The organism is Gammaproteobacteria bacterium, assembly GCA_016199745.1.
GTDB lineage: Bacteria > Pseudomonadota > Gammaproteobacteria > Acidiferrobacterales > Sulfurifustaceae > JACQFZ01.
Genome location: JACQFZ010000050.1, coordinates 1 through 14,905 on the forward strand (window position 1 = coordinate 1; position 14,905 = coordinate 14,905).

10 protein-coding genes, 2 tRNA genes and 1 other RNA gene are annotated in these 14,905 nt (G+C 59.0%); 1 reads left to right on the top strand and 12 read right to left on the bottom strand.

All coding sequences use genetic code 11. The annotated features are described in order from the left end of the window. Positions 1 to 467 precede the first annotated feature (467 nt). The 9 genes from HY308_13165 to HY308_13205 all read right to left on the bottom strand — a co-directional run bounded on the left by HY308_13165 (position 468) and on the right by HY308_13205 (position 8,917). The gene (locus tag HY308_13165) at positions 468 to 1,178 is read right to left on the bottom strand and encodes a class I SAM-dependent methyltransferase (GenBank protein ID MBI3899230.1); all 711 of its coding nucleotides are present in this window, start codon (positions 1,176 to 1,178) and stop codon (positions 468 to 470) included. A gap of 38 nt (positions 1,179 to 1,216) precedes the next feature. Next, the gene (recR, locus tag HY308_13170; protein MBI3899231.1) at positions 1,217 to 1,816 is read right to left on the bottom strand and encodes a recombination protein RecR; all 600 of its coding nucleotides are present in this window, start codon (positions 1,814 to 1,816) and stop codon (positions 1,217 to 1,219) included. Between the two features lie 3 nt (positions 1,817 to 1,819). Next, positions 1,820 to 2,143: a YbaB/EbfC family nucleoid-associated protein gene (locus tag HY308_13175; protein MBI3899232.1), complete on the bottom strand. Its 324-nt coding sequence runs from the start codon at positions 2,141 to 2,143 to the stop codon at positions 1,820 to 1,822. 87 nt (positions 2,144 to 2,230) lie between these two features. Then, positions 2,231 to 3,955, bottom strand: a complete 1,725-nt coding sequence (dnaX, locus tag HY308_13180) for a DNA polymerase III subunit gamma/tau (protein ID MBI3899233.1) — start codon at positions 3,953 to 3,955, stop codon at positions 2,231 to 2,233. Between the two features lie 47 nt (positions 3,956 to 4,002). Then, an RNA gene (gene ffs / locus HY308_13185) (signal recognition particle sRNA small type) lies at positions 4,003 to 4,100 on the bottom strand. Between the two features lie 116 nt (positions 4,101 to 4,216). Next, positions 4,217 to 5,836: a DNA mismatch repair endonuclease MutL gene (mutL, locus tag HY308_13190; protein MBI3899234.1), complete on the bottom strand. Its 1,620-nt coding sequence runs from the start codon at positions 5,834 to 5,836 to the stop codon at positions 4,217 to 4,219. Next, positions 5,833 to 8,496, bottom strand: coding sequence for a DNA mismatch repair protein MutS (mutS, locus tag HY308_13195; GenBank protein MBI3899235.1), 2,664 nt, complete (start codon positions 8,494 to 8,496; stop codon positions 5,833 to 5,835). The genes mutL and mutS overlap by 4 nt, the downstream gene beginning before the upstream one ends. A 209-nt stretch (positions 8,497 to 8,705) precedes the next feature. Next, positions 8,706 to 8,795: transfer RNA gene (locus tag HY308_13200), tRNA-Ser, on the bottom strand. Positions 8,796 to 8,827: 32 nt separating this feature from the next. After that, positions 8,828 to 8,917, bottom strand: a tRNA-Ser gene (locus HY308_13205). 66 nt (positions 8,918 to 8,983) lie between these two features. Between HY308_13205 and mltF the strand changes: the two genes are divergently transcribed. Then, positions 8,984 to 10,492, top strand: a complete 1,509-nt coding sequence (gene mltF / locus HY308_13210; protein ID MBI3899236.1) for a membrane-bound lytic murein transglycosylase MltF — start codon at positions 8,984 to 8,986, stop codon at positions 10,490 to 10,492. A 121-nt stretch (positions 10,493 to 10,613) separates the two neighbouring features. On the opposite strand, the gene tadA is transcribed toward mltF, so the two are convergent. The 3 genes from tadA to HY308_13225 form a co-directional block, all read right to left on the bottom strand. Continuing rightward, on the bottom strand, positions 10,614 to 11,075 hold the full coding sequence (gene tadA, locus HY308_13215; GenBank protein MBI3899237.1) for a tRNA adenosine(34) deaminase TadA: 462 nt from the start codon (positions 11,073 to 11,075) through the stop codon (positions 10,614 to 10,616). Beyond that, complete coding sequence (guaA, locus tag HY308_13220) at positions 11,072 to 12,646, bottom strand: glutamine-hydrolyzing GMP synthase (protein ID MBI3899238.1); 1,575 nt, start codon at positions 12,644 to 12,646, stop codon at positions 11,072 to 11,074. Before guaA ends, tadA begins: the two co-directional genes overlap by 4 nt. A gap of 295 nt (positions 12,647 to 12,941) precedes the next feature. Continuing rightward, the gene (locus HY308_13225; protein MBI3899239.1) at positions 12,942 to 14,426 is read right to left on the bottom strand and encodes a glycosyltransferase; all 1,485 of its coding nucleotides are present in this window, start codon (positions 14,424 to 14,426) and stop codon (positions 12,942 to 12,944) included. Positions 14,427 to 14,905: the final 479 nt, after the last annotated feature.

Below are 14,905 nucleotides of genomic sequence, written 5' to 3' on the forward strand. Positions count from 1 at the left end.
CTTGGCCCGGCAGTAAATCCTTGATTCGTTCCCACTGGTCGTCTCGCAATCCGTATCGTCTGGCCATCTTCCGCTGTGCTTGCTCGCAGTTGGAGAGAACAGAAGTATGACAAAGGGGATTAATTGATGACAGGCCCTAGGGTGGGGGGTGAGTGAAATGGGCAGTTGTAGTTGCGGTTGCTGTTGCGGTTAATCCCCGTGTGGCGCATTCCGAGCATCGGAGCTTTTGGCCTCGAGCGCGCAGGAGGCGCGCGTCTGGCTCAACACAGGGATGTGTTGTGCCAGACATAGTTAGTAGCCAAAAGTGAGAAGCGGAGGATGTCTTTGCGCCACCCCGGGGGGTGCTTTCTTTTGGATACTTTTCTTTGCACAAGCAAAGAAAAGTATCCCTGGGCTGCGGGGCGGAGCATCCCGCTGATTATATTTATTACACTCGACCATCATCGCCCCACCGGGGCGATTCATCCCTAAAGCGGCTTCCGCGCCACCACATTAACCAACGTCTCCTCCCGATCCTTCGGCGGTGGAACCCCAAACCACTCCAACGTACCCAAATCGGAACGGCTCCACCAAAGAAACGGAAACGAAACATTCTGCGGACCGAACTCGAAGCCCTGCGCACGGATCATGGCCAAATATTCCTCAGCGCTTCGCTGCACATGCATCGGATGACGAAAGAACAACCGAATCATCCAGGAATGAATGTACGCACGCGTCGACTCGGCGAACAACAACACCCCACCCGGCTTCAGCACCCGATAAAACTCACGCAGCGATTGCTCCTGATGCACCAGATGATGAAACGTCTGATGACAAAACAGCAAATCGACACTGTTATCCGCAAGATCGAGCACAGCGACATTGCCACGACGAATATCGACCGATAAGTTTTCTTTCGCTGCTTCGGCGCGCGCGCACTGCAGGCACTTATCTTCGGCATCGATACCGATCAATTGCTGCGGGTGAAACCGATCGTGCAACAAACGAAACGATTTACCCTGCCCGCAACCGACGTCGAGCACCACCGGATAGCTCGGGCGACGCTCGGGAAATAACCGGTCTAGATCGGCTAGCGCTACACGCAGAACCTTGAGGACCCATGTCTGCGTACCGAGAAACCAAAAACCAATACGGGTTTCAGGAACGAACGCCGTTTTATGACTGGAATTAACCGCCATTTCTTCAGTGGCCACGATCGGCCCCCTACCCTATCTATTCAAGTTTCCCGCCGACCCGAGAGAGCTCGCGCGAGCGTGCTGCGGTCGGTGAATTCGAGCTCACCACCGACCGGCACACCATAGGCGATGCGGGTCACACGAATGTTACGGCGCCGGACGAGATCGCCGACATAATGCGCCGTCGCCTCGCCTTCGACCGTCAGGTTGGTCGCCAATACGACTTCCTTGATTAGACCTTGATCGAGTAACGACTCGAGACGATGCAATCCGAGATCCTCCGGACCGACACCGTCGAGTGGCGACAACCGACCCATCAACACAAAGTACATACCATTATAAACGCCGGACTGATCCAACGACACCAGATCCGACGGCGACTCGACCACGCACAGCAACGACGAATCGCGTCGCGGCGAGCTACAGATCGGGCACAGCTCGGCTTCACTGAAGTTGTTACAACGCTGGCAATGGATGATGCGCTCGACCGAGTGGGTCAGCGCCTGCGCCAACACCCGGGCGCCGTCACGATCGCGCTCGAGCAGATGAAACGCCATGCGTTGCGCGCTCTTGGGACCGACACCCGGCAGCCGGCGCAACGCCAGCTTCAGGGCTTCTAACGAAGGAATCTCATTACTCATGCGCTAGAACGGCAACTTCATACCGCCCGGCAATTCGAGACCGGCAGTGAGACCGGACATTTTTTCCTGCGTGGTCTTCTCGACTTTGCGCACGGCGTCGTTGATCGCCGCCGCGACTAAGTCTTCGAGCACTTCTTTGTCGTCCTGCAACAGCGACGGATCGATCGTCACGCGCCGCACGTCATAGCGGCAAGTCATGGTCACGTTCACCATGCCGCCACCCGCGCTGCCGCCGACTTCGATCGTCGCCAACTGTTCTTGGGCCTTACGCAGGTTCTCTTGCATCGCCTGCGCTTGTTTCATCAAACCGCCTAATCCGCCTTTCATATCGCCTCGCTATACGCTGGTAAAATTCGAAAAAGTCATCCATGCCTTTTTCGAAACGGCCGACACATCCTTGCACCGGCAATGTCTTTATGCGCCGACTTTTCCCGCCGGACGAATCGTTTCAGGATTGACGCGCGCATTGAATTTGTCGCGCAACGCCTGGATGTTCGGATCGCTGTTGATAGCGGCGACTGCCGCCTGCTGCTGTTCACTGCCGCGCCGTGCGCGCAATTGCGACGGCGTCTCCGTCGGCGGCCGGCCGGCACGAATGCTGAGCTTCAGCGGCCGACCATAATGTTGCTCCAACGCCTGCTTGAGCGTGGCTTCGCGTTCTTTATTAAGAAGTTGAGCGCACGACTCGTCGACGATCAGATTGATTACATCGTCGCTGATGGATTCCGAGACAGTATTGTTCGCCAACTGCTTGACCAATCCGCTGAGCGTCAATCGGTCGACGACGTCCTCCCACGATCCTGCTGGTGCGCGCGACTCGGTTGCAGTAGTCGGCGGCGGCACCACAACAGGTGCCACCGGTTCTGACACCATCATCGGCGCGCTAGCCAAAACAGCCGGCGCTGGCGACGGTGTGGCAATGGCTGGGCGTTTTACGGCTTCTTTTGCCACCGGCAGTGCAGCCGCTGTTACCGCAGGTTTACTAGAAATGCTGGAGGCAACACGCGGCGCGGTGCTAGCAGTCGCTGGTCGTGCCGGTTCGCCGCTAGTCACCGTGTCGGTGACGGGACGAAACGCCAACATCCGCAACAGCGTCATCTCCACGCCGGTCCGCGGATCCGGCGCCAGCGGCAAATCGCGCCGACCCAACAATGCGATTTGGTAATAAAGCTGCACGTCCTCGACCGGCAACGCCGCCGCATGCGCTTGCAAGCGCTCGACTTCGTCGTCGCCAGCAAAACGTGTGTCGACTTGGGTCAGCGCCACACGGTGCAGTGTCTGCAGTAATTCGTCGAGCAATGCCGAGCAATCGGTACCATGGTCGATCACATCGGCAACGGTCGCGAGCAGCGCACTGGCATCGTCGGCCGCCAGCGCCCGCAGTATTCGGTCGATCGCGTCATGATCGATGGTACCGAGCATCGCCCGCACCTCGGCCTCGCTTAAACGACCGCCGCCGAAGGCGATCGCCTGGTCGAGCAAGCTTAGACCGTCGCGCATACTGCCATCGGCAGCGCGCGCTACCAGTCGCACCGAGGCAGGATCGCGCTCGATCTGCTCGGCCGATAAAATCTTTTCGATCTGCGCCGCAATCTCTTCGACCGACAAGCGCTTGAGACTGAATTGCAAGCAACGCGACAACACCGTCACCGGTAACTTCTGCGGATCGGTCGTTGCCAATAGGAATTTGACGTGCGGCGGCGGCTCTTCCAGGGTTTTCAACAATGCGTTGAAGCTGTGACCCGACAGCATGTGCACTTCGTCGATGAGGTATACCTTGTAACGGCCGCGCGACGGCGCGTATTGCACATTATCGAGCAGCTCGCGGGTATCGTCGACTTTGGTGCGCGAGGCGGCGTCGACTTCGATCAGATCGATGAAGCGACCTTCGTCGACTTCGGTGCAGGCACTGCACTGGCCGCAAGGCTTAGAGGTAACGCCGGTTTCGCAATTGAGCGACTTGGCGAGAATACGTGCGATCGTGGTCTTACCGACACCGCGCGTACCGGTGAACAGAAACGCGTGATGCAGCCGATTGTTGTCGAGCGCATTGACCAACGGGCGCACCACGTGGGTCTGGCCGACCAGCTCCCCGAACGCGCGGGGGCGCCACTTGCGTGCCAGCACCTGGTAGCTCATCGCCTTTCGGAAAACCTCTCGGAAACTTCGAACAATCGGGTGGCGGCTCAGGCCAGCCACACCCCAGCACCCAGGGCGGCTGCTGCGGCTGCTTCCTTCCGGACCTGACCGGGTTCACAGAACCCTGTCGCCGAGGGGACCGACCTTCGCCGCCATAAACGATGCGCCAGTTTATCACGTGAGAACCCAAGGGACAGTACGGAATTTCGGGCGGACGAACGCGGATATAGGTTGTATTGCCGCCGGTATTTTCGTAGGCGATCAGTCCACGCGTTCACTGACGGCGGTCGCACAGTCACAACTACTATTATTTTTCTGATCGAATTCGCAGCTCAAGCCGGTGCGCCCGATTTTGCGGCGGACATCATCGAGCGCTAGTCGGTAATACACCGGGCGGTTGTGGGCGCAGGCATGGGGATTGGCGGTCTGGCGCCAGCCGGCAATCAGCCGTTCTTGCTGTTCCGGCGTCAGCGGCCAACCGGCCTTCATAGCCGCCAAACAGGACAGAGCTTGGTGCAGCTCCTCGCGCCCACTGCGCACGCGCGCCAGCAGTTGTGCAAAGACGCGCGCCGACTCTTTGGGTGCGACGATCTCCGGGATCGAACGCAGCGCCAACACCAACGGACCGAACGGTTCAATCACAAATCCACAGGCGGCAAGCGCTTCGGCGTTGGCCTCGACGAACGCACGCTCGTCTTCGGTCAACGTCACCACCTGCGGTGCGATCAAATCACGACGGCCGACCTTTCCTTGACGCAGCCGCTCGTAGAACACGCACTCCTCAGCAGCGTGCTGATCGATGACATAAAGATGACCGTCATGGAGTGTGAGCAGAAACGTGTCTTCCACCTGTCCGAGCAGCTTGAAACCTTCGGGCACGTTATAACCGGCGGCGTCTTCCGCGGCTTGCAGGTGCGAGCTACCGAACACGCGCGCGCGGCGCCGCAGCGCATGACGCACGCGTTCGAAGATCTCGAACGGCTGACGAAAGCGCACCTCGGTTTTCGCCGGATGCACGTTGATGTCGATCTCCGGCGCATGGACTTCGAGAAATAACACCACCAAACCGGTCAGGCCTTGCAATCCGTCGGCAACGGCACGGGCGAGCATGGCGTCACGCACCGGACGCCGGTTCACGTAGAGATGCACCCGCCGCTGGCCACCCTGCTCCGCCGCGACGAAGCCCCAAACCCGGCCCCAGTTACCGACTTCGTCGAACTCTTCCAGATGCGAGGTCAGCTGTTGGCCGAATACGGCGGTGATGCGTTCGCTCGGAGACGCCGACGGAAAACTGTAGACCTCCCGACCGTCCATATTCAGGACAAACTGTTTCTCGGGAAAGGCCAGCGCGAAGCTAGTAAACACGCGCAACAGATGGCCGTACTCGGTCTTGAGACTACGCAAAAACTTCTGTCGCGCCGGTGTGTTGTAAAACAGATCCCACACCTCGAAGCGCGTACCGATCGGCGCACCGGCCTCGCCGAGCGACACCATCCGTCCACCTTCCAAACGCGCTTCGCTGCCGAGCAACGTGTCGCGCGTGCGCGTGAGCAGACGTACGCGGGTCACCGAGGCGATGCTGGCCAGTGCCTCACCGCGAAAGCCGAATGAACGCACCGTCGCCAGATCGTCGACCGAGCCGATCTTGCTGGTGGCGAAGCGTTCAAACGCGAGCGGCACCTCGGCGGCGGGAATGCCACAACCGTCGTCGGTCACGCGAATCAGGCGGCGCCCGCCCTCTTGAATCTCGACGCGCACGCTCTGCGTGCCAGCATCGAGTGCATTCTCGATCAATTCCTTGAGCACGCTCGCCGGCCGGTCGACGACTTCGCCGGCGGCGATGCGTTGTTGGACTTCCGGAGATAAAACGCGAATGCTCATGCCTTGATCGGCTTCGGTGTGAGCGACGTTATCCGCGCCGGTTCGTGCGCGCGCTTGGAGTTCTTGTCGACCGTGTGCGTCACAAGCTCCTTGAGCTCGGCCAGGCGCTGCAACGCCTCGATCGGTGTGGTGTGCAACGGATCAATCTGACGTAAACGTTCCAGCAACGCCTCATGCTCCATCGATCGGGTAGCCGGAGACACCCCCGGTCCCGGTTTGCCGATAGTATCTGGTGCGCGCGCCGTGCCCAGTTCCCATTCCGCGAGCAACGCCGCCGCGCGCTGCACCACCGCTGCCGGCAGTCCGGCAAGTTGGGCGACGTTAATGCCATAACTCTTTTGCGTAGCACCGGGCATGACTTTATATAGGAATGTCACCTGTTCGCGCTCTTCGCGCACCGCCAGGCGCGCATTAACGATGGTCGGAATGCGCTCCGCCAACGCCGCGAGTTGATGGTAATGCGTCGTGAACAATGTCTTGGCACCGACCGTTTGCGCCAGCGCTTCCGCCACCGCTTGTGCAATCGCCTGACCATCGGCGCTGCCGGTACCGCGGCCGACCTCGTCCAAAATGACCAAGCTCCGTGGGCTGGCGTAACGCAGGATATTCGCCGTCTCCATCATCTCCACCATGAACGTGGACAAACCGCGCGCGAGAAAATCAGCCGCGCCCACGCGCGTGAAGATACGATCGACCACGCCGATAATCGCGCGCTGCGCCGGCACGAAGCTGCCGATCTGCGCCAGCAACACCAGCACCGCCGCCTGTCGCACATAGGTACTCTTGCCGGCCGCGTTCGGGCCGGTCAATAACAAGAACGACTTACCTTCGTCCAAGTGCAAATCGTTCGGCACAAAACCGTCGGCCAGCGCTTCGACTACCGGATGACGGCCTTCGTCGATGGCAATGCGATAATCGTCCGACACCTCCGGCCGAATCCAACCCTTGAGCATCGCAACGTGCGCGAACGCTGCCAGTACATCGATAGTGCCCAAGGCTTCCGCCGTCTGCCGCAGACGACCTGCATGGCTCGCCACTTGATCGCGCAGGCCGACAAACAACTGATACTCCAATTCCTTCGCCCGCTCGACCGCCGACAAACTCTTCGTCTCGAACTCGCGCAGCGCATCGGTGATGAAACGCTCGGCGTTTACCAATGTCTGCCGACGCTGATAGTCCGGCGGGATTGCGCGCAGGTACGACTTCGTGATCTCGATGTAGTAACCGTGAATCTTGTTGAAACCGACTTTGAGGTTGGGGATGCCGCTGCGCTCACGCTCTTGCGCCTCGAAGGCGGTGAGCCAACCGCTGCCGTGGTGTTGCAAGGTATGCAACTCGTCCAGCTCGGTCGATACGCCGGTACGAACAAGGCCGCCTTCACGCGTTACGGCACGCGGCTCGTCCACCAGCACCCGCGCAATCTCGGCATGTACGTCCGTCAACGCATCGAGTCGCTCATGCAATTGCCGAAGCAGCGGCGCCTTGACCGTCGTCAGACACTCACGCACTCGCGGTAGCGCCGCGATCGACGCGCGCAACGACGCGAGATCGCGCGGATTGGCCACTGCCGAGGTAATACGCGAGGTTAGACGTTCGAGATCCAAAATGCCGGCAAACGTTTCGCGCAACTCATCGCGTAGGCGATGGTTCGCCACTAACTCCGCCACCGCTTCCTGGCGCGCGCGGATCGCCGCCACGCCACGCAACGGATGCAACAGCCATTGCTGTAAACGCCGCCGACCCATGCTGGTCGCGGTTTGGTGCAGTACCGAGAACAACGTCCCCTCGGTCGTCCCTTGGAACAGATTCTCGACCAGCTCCAGATTGCGTTGCGTCTGCGGGTCTAGCCAGACGTACTCTTCGTTGGCATACGGCTTCGGCGCCTGCAAATGCGGCAGGAACGCCATTTGCGTTTCTTGCAAATAAGCGAGCAATGCACCCGCCGCCGACAACGCCCCGAACACCGACAGCTTGAGCGGCTCGATCGCCTCGCGACCAAAGTGACCGGCAAGCCGGGTCAGCGCCACTTGCGATTGAAACGCCTCGGCCGGCCGCTCAACCACGAACGGGCGATACAACGGCAACTCCGGAAGCTGATCGCCGGCCGCCAGCAGCACTTCCTCCGGCCGCAGTCGCGCGAGCACCGCCGCCAGCTCGTCGCGGCCAATATCGGTCACGAGGAATTCACCGGTCGCCAGTCGCAGAAACGCGAGACCAACGCGGTCGCTATCGAAACGCAAGGCCGCGAGCGCGCCTTCTTGCCGTTCGGATTCGTAAAAGGTACCGGGCGTGACGACGCGGATCACCTCACGCCGGATCAAGCCGCGGCCCTTACTCGGAGCTTCGAGCTGTTCGCAAATCGCGACGTGGTGACCCTTCTCGATCAGGCGCGCCAGGTAAAATTCCAACCGATGATGCGGCACCCCGCACATCGGCACGCGGTCCCGGTCTTTCCCCTGCGGTCGTGCCGTCAGCACAATGTCGAGCGCCCGTGCAGCCAGCACGGCGTCGTCGTAGAACAACTCGTAGAAATCGCCAAAGCGGTAAAACAGCAGAACGTCGCGGTACTTCTCCTTGACCCGAGCGTACTGCTCCATCATGTCGGTCTCGGGCGCGCGCGGCGCCAATCCGGCGCGTGTTTGATTTTTTCCTCTGCTCACCTACTCCGCTGTCCCGTCAGGATGCCCGCCGCAGTCTGCCATATGAACTAAAAGGCATCCAGGTGTTCAGTGGGTGAATGTCGATAGCGAGCTAGGTCTGCCTTGCTCGTATTGATGTCTGGTCGCGTTATTGATTTGGGTGCGCGATGCGCACCCAATATGCACTAACTAATCGAAGCGCAAATGCAACGGCAGGCACTACAAAAAAATGGCGGAGAGGGAGGGATTCGAACCCTCGGTACGATTTCTCATACACACACTTTCCAGGCGTGCTCCTTAAACCGCTCGGACACCTCTCCGGAAGGAACGACTGCTGATCTTTTCGCGGGAATGGCGGAGAGGAAGAGATTCGAACTCTTGATGCGCTTGCGCACATAACGGTTTTCGAGACCGTCGCCTTCGACCACTCGGCCACCTCTCCGAACGCTTACCAGGCCCCGGAAAGCGGCGTAGCTTACGAAAACCTCGCCTATATCACAAGTTAAGCATGGCCCTCGGCCACAAACCTATCGTGACAAAGCCGGCGACCGAGGTTAGGCTCAAAACCATGGGGATGGGGATTCTGACGTACGCCAAGCGGCCGGGCCGCAATTTTCTGCACCGACTCGCAAAAATAGTCCTATTTGCTTCGTTGTCCGCGCTTTTTAGCTGCTCGCTGGTCGAGCGCCGCCAGCTCGATCGGATCAAACGCGCCGGCGAGATCCGCGTTCTCACCTACACCAGCGCCGCCACTTATTATGAAACCCCCGAAGGCCCGACCGGTTTCGAATACGATCTGGCCAAGGCGTTCGCCGACCGACTGGGTGTGCGGCTGCGCGTCATCGTTGCCGATCAATTCACCGATATTTTGCCGCGGCTGCGCAATGGCGATGCCGACTTTGCGGCCGCCGGTATTGCCGACACCGAGGCGCGGCGCAGCGAAGTGCGTTTCACCCCGCCCTATCACGAAATCCGTCAACAGGTGGTTTATCGCAGCGGTACAACGCCGCCGACCAAAATCGAAGAATTGACCGGTCGCGAGATCGAAGTTCCGACCGACAGCCTTTATGCCGAGCGCTTGCAGACGTTGCAAGAATCGCATCCGGCGCTGAGCTGGCTCGAGAGCCGCGACAAGACGTCGGAAGATCTGTTGCAGCTGGTGTGGGAAGGATTGTTGGAACTGACTGTCGCCGACTCGACCATCATCGCCGTTAATCGTCAATATTTTCCGGAATTGGAAGTCGCCTTCGACCTTAGCAAACAACAACCGCTGGCGTGGGCGTTCCCGCTGTCGGAGGACAACAGTGTTTACGACGTCGCCACCGACTTTATAAAGGAACAGCGCCAGGCCGGCGTACTAGCGCAATTGATCGACCGTTATTACGGCCCGGCGGCGCGCTCGAACTTCATCAATCTCGCGGTGTACCGTGATCGCATTCAGAATCGTTTGCCGCAGTACCAGCAGTTGATGGAAGACGCGGCAAAAAAATACGACATCGACTGGCGCATGCTCGCCGCCGTTGCCTATCAAGAGTCGTATTGGGACCCGACGCAGGTTTCGCCGACCGGCGTGCGCGGCCTGATGATGTTGACCCACGATACCGCCGAAGAGCTCGGCATCGTCGATCTCAAGGACCCGGCACAAAGCATCGACGGCGGCGCCCGCTATTTGCGCCAGTTGATCGACAACGTGCCGGAACGCATTCCGCTGCCGGATCGTCTGTGGTTCGCGCTCGCCGCTTATAACGTCGGCCCGGCGCATCTGGAAGACGCGCGCGTGCTGACGCAGCAACAAGGCAAAGACCCCGATAAATGGAACGACGTGAAAGAACGGCTGCCGTTACTCGCCGAGCCGCAGTGGTATCTGAAAGCCAAGTACGGTTACTGCCGCGGCGATGAGCCGGTGCTTTTTGTGAATCGGGTGCGCGCTTATCACGATATTCTGGCCAAGATCGACGACGAAGAGCGGACCAAACGGGTGACGCATGCGCTTCACTTCAAGGCGCCGGCGATTTGAAACACCTCTCCGTTCCCAATCATAAAATGTAGGGCGGACTTGTCCGCCGTTCGACAAAAAATGGCAGAACGGCGGACAAGTCCGCCCTACATGATTCGAATACCGAAATTAATCAGCGTTCCTAACGCCGCGCGCGAAAAAACGCCGACAACTTCTGGCTGCACAACTCGCCGAGCACACCGCCCTCCACCACCGCTCGGTGATTGAGCGCATCCGACTGCAACAAGTTGTAAACCGTACCGGCGGCGCCTGCGCGCGGATCGGTCGCGCCATACACCACGCGCACGACGCGCGCATGGATGATGGCGCCGGCACACATGGGACAAGGTTCGAGCGTGACGTACAGCGTGCTGCCGGTCAGCCGATAATTGCGTAATCCCGAGGCGGCGCTGCGCAGTGCGACAATTTCTGCATGTGCCGTCGGATCGTTCGTCGAAATCGGTCGATTCCAACCTTCGCCGATCACATCGCCGTCCAACACCAGCACGGCGCCGACCGGCACTTCCCCTGCCGCTTCGGCACGCTCGGCCAGCTCCAACGCGCGTTGCATCCAACGCTGGTCGTCGGCCAGGGTCGGCGTCATTCCCATTCGATGGTCGCCGGCGGCTTGCCGGAGATGTCGTAGACGACGCGCGACACATTGCTCACTTCATTGATGATGCGGTTGGAGACGTTGGCCAATACTTCGTACGGCAGATGCGCCCAGGTGGCGGTCATGAAATCCACGGTCTCGACCGCGCGCAGCGCGATAACGTATTCATAAGCGCGCGCATCACCGAGCACCGCCACCGACTTCACCGGTAGAAACACCGCGAACGCCTGGCTGGTGCGCTCGTACAGCTCGTTGCGATACAGCTCTTCGAGGAAGATCACGTCGGCACGCCGCAGAATATCGGCGTACTCTTTTTTTACTTCGCCGAGAATGCGCACGCCGAGGCCCGGCCCCGGGAACGGATGCCGATAAATCATTTGGTGCGGCAAGCCGAGTTCTTCGCCGATGCGCCGTACTTCATCTTTAAACAGCTCGCGCAGCGGTTCGAGCAGTTTCAACTTCATCCGCTCGGGCAAACCGCCGACGTTGTGATGCGACTTGATGACATGCGCCTTGTTGATCTTCGCCGCCGCCGATTCGATGACGTCAGGATAGATCGTACCCTGCGCCAACCACTTGGCGTTTTTGATCTTGTGCGATTCTGCCTCGAAGATTTCGATGAACACCCGGCCGATGATCTTGCGCTTCTGCTCCGGGTCGGACACGCCTTTCAGCGCCGACAAAAATTGTTCTTCGGCATTGACGCGGATGACCTTCACGCCCATGTGCTCAGCGAAGGTCGCCATGACTTGATCGCCTTCGTTCAACCGCAACAAGCCGTTGTCGACGAAGATGCAGGTCAACTGCTTGCCGATCGCCCGATGCAACAGCGCCGCCACTACCGATGAATCGACGCCGCCGGAAAGACCGAGAATGACTTCGTCCGTGCCGACTTGCGTGCGTACGCTGTCGATCATGTTGTCGGCGATATTGCTCGGCGTCCAAAGCGCGGCACAACCGCAGATGTCGTGCACGAAACGTTGCAGAATCGCCCGGCCCTGAGTCGTGTGCGTGACTTCCGGATGGAACTGCACGCCATAAAAACCGCGCGCTTCATCGGCGATACCGGCGAACGGCGCATGCTCGCTGGCGGCAATAACCTTGAACCCTGGCGGCAATGCGGTCACGCGATCGCCATGACTCATCCACACGTGCAGGTATTCGGCGCCGCTCACCTCCGCTTCATCGCGGATCGATTTGAACAGCTTCGAGTGCCCATGCATCCGCACCCGCGCATAGCCAAACTCGCGTTTGTCGGAGCTCTCGACCTTGCCGCCGAGCTGCGCCGCCATCGTCTGTTGCCCGTAACAAATGCCCAACACCGGCACGCCCAGCTGAAATACCTCCGCCGGTGCCCGCGGCGTATCGGCGGCCGTCACTGTCTCCGGCCCGCCCGACAGAATTACGCCGCGCGGTGCAAACCGGCGGATTTCTTCTACCGGCATATCGAACGGGTGCAGCTCACAATAAACCCCCGCCTCGCGCACGCGACGGGCGATTAACTGAGAATATTGGGCGCCAAAATCGAGGATAAGAATTTTCTGCGAATGCGGATCGGTCATAGCGGAGATGAGGTTAGCTCGTCAAAAACACCAGGAACGCAATGATAATTGAGTCCGGCGCTGATTTCTCTGGCTGGTTTAGGGAATTATTTATTGACGGAGCCAAACGCAGGATTCCCTCTCCCCTTGCGGGAGAGGGACAGGGAGAGGGGGAACCTACTATCTATTTCTAAATTTACCCAGCTCCCACCAGGGGAGGGCCAACATGGCATTTACGCCCCCCGCCGCGACTCAACCTTGACCCACCCTTCCATAGGCGTATCGAACGCTTTGTAGGATCAGGTGTTTCTGTAAATTAAATACTTACCTCAATGCGTTCTTCGCGCGCGTTTTGTCCAGCGCTGGCGAGCGGCGCAGTAACACCCACTCGATCCATCGAATCCAAAGTCGTAACCAGGAAACGAAAGCAGAGACAGCCATCGCCGATCCGGCAATGCTGTACTGCAGCCAGCGTGCGTGTGCATAGTGCGGACGACGGAGCAACAGCGCCGACAAACCACAACCGCGTCATCAAGCGGTGTCCGGCCGGGCGGATGCCATAGTCCCAGTAACGCGCGATAACCAGCCCGAGCGCCGCCGCGACCCAACCGCCGGCCGCACCGATCAACACATCGGACGGCCAATGTACCCCGACAGCAATGCGGGAAAACGCCACCAGACTACCGACACCCACCAGCAACAGGCGCGAATAACGCATTGGCACATATGCTACGCACACACCGGCCAGGGCGATGTCGCACGTTTGGCAGCGTATGCCATTAACAAAAACAACGGTGTCGCCCCGTAAAGCAAGTAATGCGGTAGTTGAGTCGCCGATAACGAGAAAAATACGAACACCACGCCGAACCACAACCACAGAAACATCACTCATGGTTGACGGAACACCTGGCGATTGCGCAGTAGCGCACGCACCAACAACATCGAGTACGGCAACAAAATCAGCGGCAACGCAGCGAAACGGTCGGGTACCGATCGATTCGCCCAACAAGAACTTTACGTAGCCGAGGTACGCGAGAATCGACGTTCCCATTGTGCCAAGGACGATGCCGACACCGCCGAAAAAGTGTCCGGGACGTGCACGAAAACGCAGGAAGAAGTACATCGCCAGCAGATCCAGCAATACCCGGAAGGTACGCGTGATGCCGTATTTTGAACGACCAAAACTGCGCGCCCGGTGATTCACCACTTCTTCACCAATGCGCCGCGGCGAGGTGACAGTAATGATCCACGTAGGGATGAAACGATGCATTTCACCGTAAAGGCGCACGCGCTTCGCCACCGATGCGCGCAACACTTTGAGCGTGCAACCGTAATCGTGTACGCGCACGCCGGTTAAGCGACCGATCAAGAAATTGGCGACACGCGACGGCGCGCGCCGCAACCACAAGCCGTCACGGCGGTGGCGCCGCCAACCAACGAGCAAATCCAAATCCTCACGCAGCAACCGTTCGACCAAGCGCGGAATGTCGCCTGGATCGTTCTGTAAATCGCCATCGAGGATCGCGATGACGTCGCCGCGCGCCGCGTCGATACCCGCCTGCATCGCCGCAGTCTGACCGAAGTTGCGCTCAAGCTCGATGATGCGCACGTGCTCGCCGTAGCGACGGCGCGCAATCGTTAGTCGCGCGAGTGTGTCGTCGCTGCTGCCGTCATCGATCACAATCAGCTCCCACGGCACATCACAGTTGGCGAGTGCCGCATGAATGCATTCCAGCATCGGCGCGACGTTCTCGGCTTCGTCGAACATCGGCACAACAACGCTCAGGCGAGCACGACTCATACGCGCACCGGCGGCAAATTGAGACTAAAACTACGGACATGTATTGCGCAGAAATACCGGAGAAACTGCCGGTACAGCGAGATACGGAAATTTGGCAACCCGGCAATGAATGCGACAAAAATTGCGACACTCGTCAGCCAACGCCATGCTGCAGCGCTGGCTGCCATCGTCATACTGCTTTTCGAAAAACGTTCATGGCACGTAACGATGACAGATCGCGCGTCATGACTCTAATCGGAGTTGTGTGGGCGGAGCCTCTCTATTGTTTGATAACCTACATAGTGATCGTAAGAGTTATTTTTTTATCCGATGCTATTTAAAAATTCGAATGAACAAATGTTTCAAATTTATTGCGTCTCTTCACAATGACGTCTTCGTGACAAACGCTGCTGGCAAAATTCGGAGCGAGTTGGCCTGAAAGAATAATGGACTTACGACAGCTCATCAGGAGCTGAACCGCTATTCAATGCAGGCTGTTC

Excerpts from the sequence above, each read along its gene's own strand:
- mltF (MBI3899236.1), top strand. The coding sequence starts at position 8,984 with ATGGCCCTCGGCCACAAACCTATCGTGACAAAGCCGGCGACCGAGGTT.
- tadA (MBI3899237.1), bottom strand. The coding sequence starts at position 11,075 with ATGACGCCGACCCTGGCCGACGACCAGCGTTGGATGCAACGCGCGTTG.
- dnaX (MBI3899233.1), bottom strand. The coding sequence starts at position 3,955 with ATGAGCTACCAGGTGCTGGCACGCAAGTGGCGCCCCCGCGCGTTCGGG.
- HY308_13165 (MBI3899230.1), bottom strand. The coding sequence starts at position 1,178 with ATGGCGGTTAATTCCAGTCATAAAACGGCGTTCGTTCCTGAAACCCGT.
- recR (MBI3899231.1), bottom strand. The coding sequence starts at position 1,816 with ATGAGTAATGAGATTCCTTCGTTAGAAGCCCTGAAGCTGGCGTTGCGC.
- HY308_13225 (MBI3899239.1), bottom strand. The coding sequence starts at position 14,426 with ATGAGTCGTGCTCGCCTGAGCGTTGTTGTGCCGATGTTCGACGAAGCC.
- mutL (MBI3899234.1), bottom strand. The coding sequence starts at position 5,836 with ATGAGCATTCGCGTTTTATCTCCGGAAGTCCAACAACGCATCGCCGCC.
- guaA (MBI3899238.1), bottom strand. The coding sequence starts at position 12,646 with ATGACCGATCCGCATTCGCAGAAAATTCTTATCCTCGATTTTGGCGCC.
- HY308_13175 (MBI3899232.1), bottom strand. The coding sequence starts at position 2,143 with ATGAAAGGCGGATTAGGCGGTTTGATGAAACAAGCGCAGGCGATGCAA.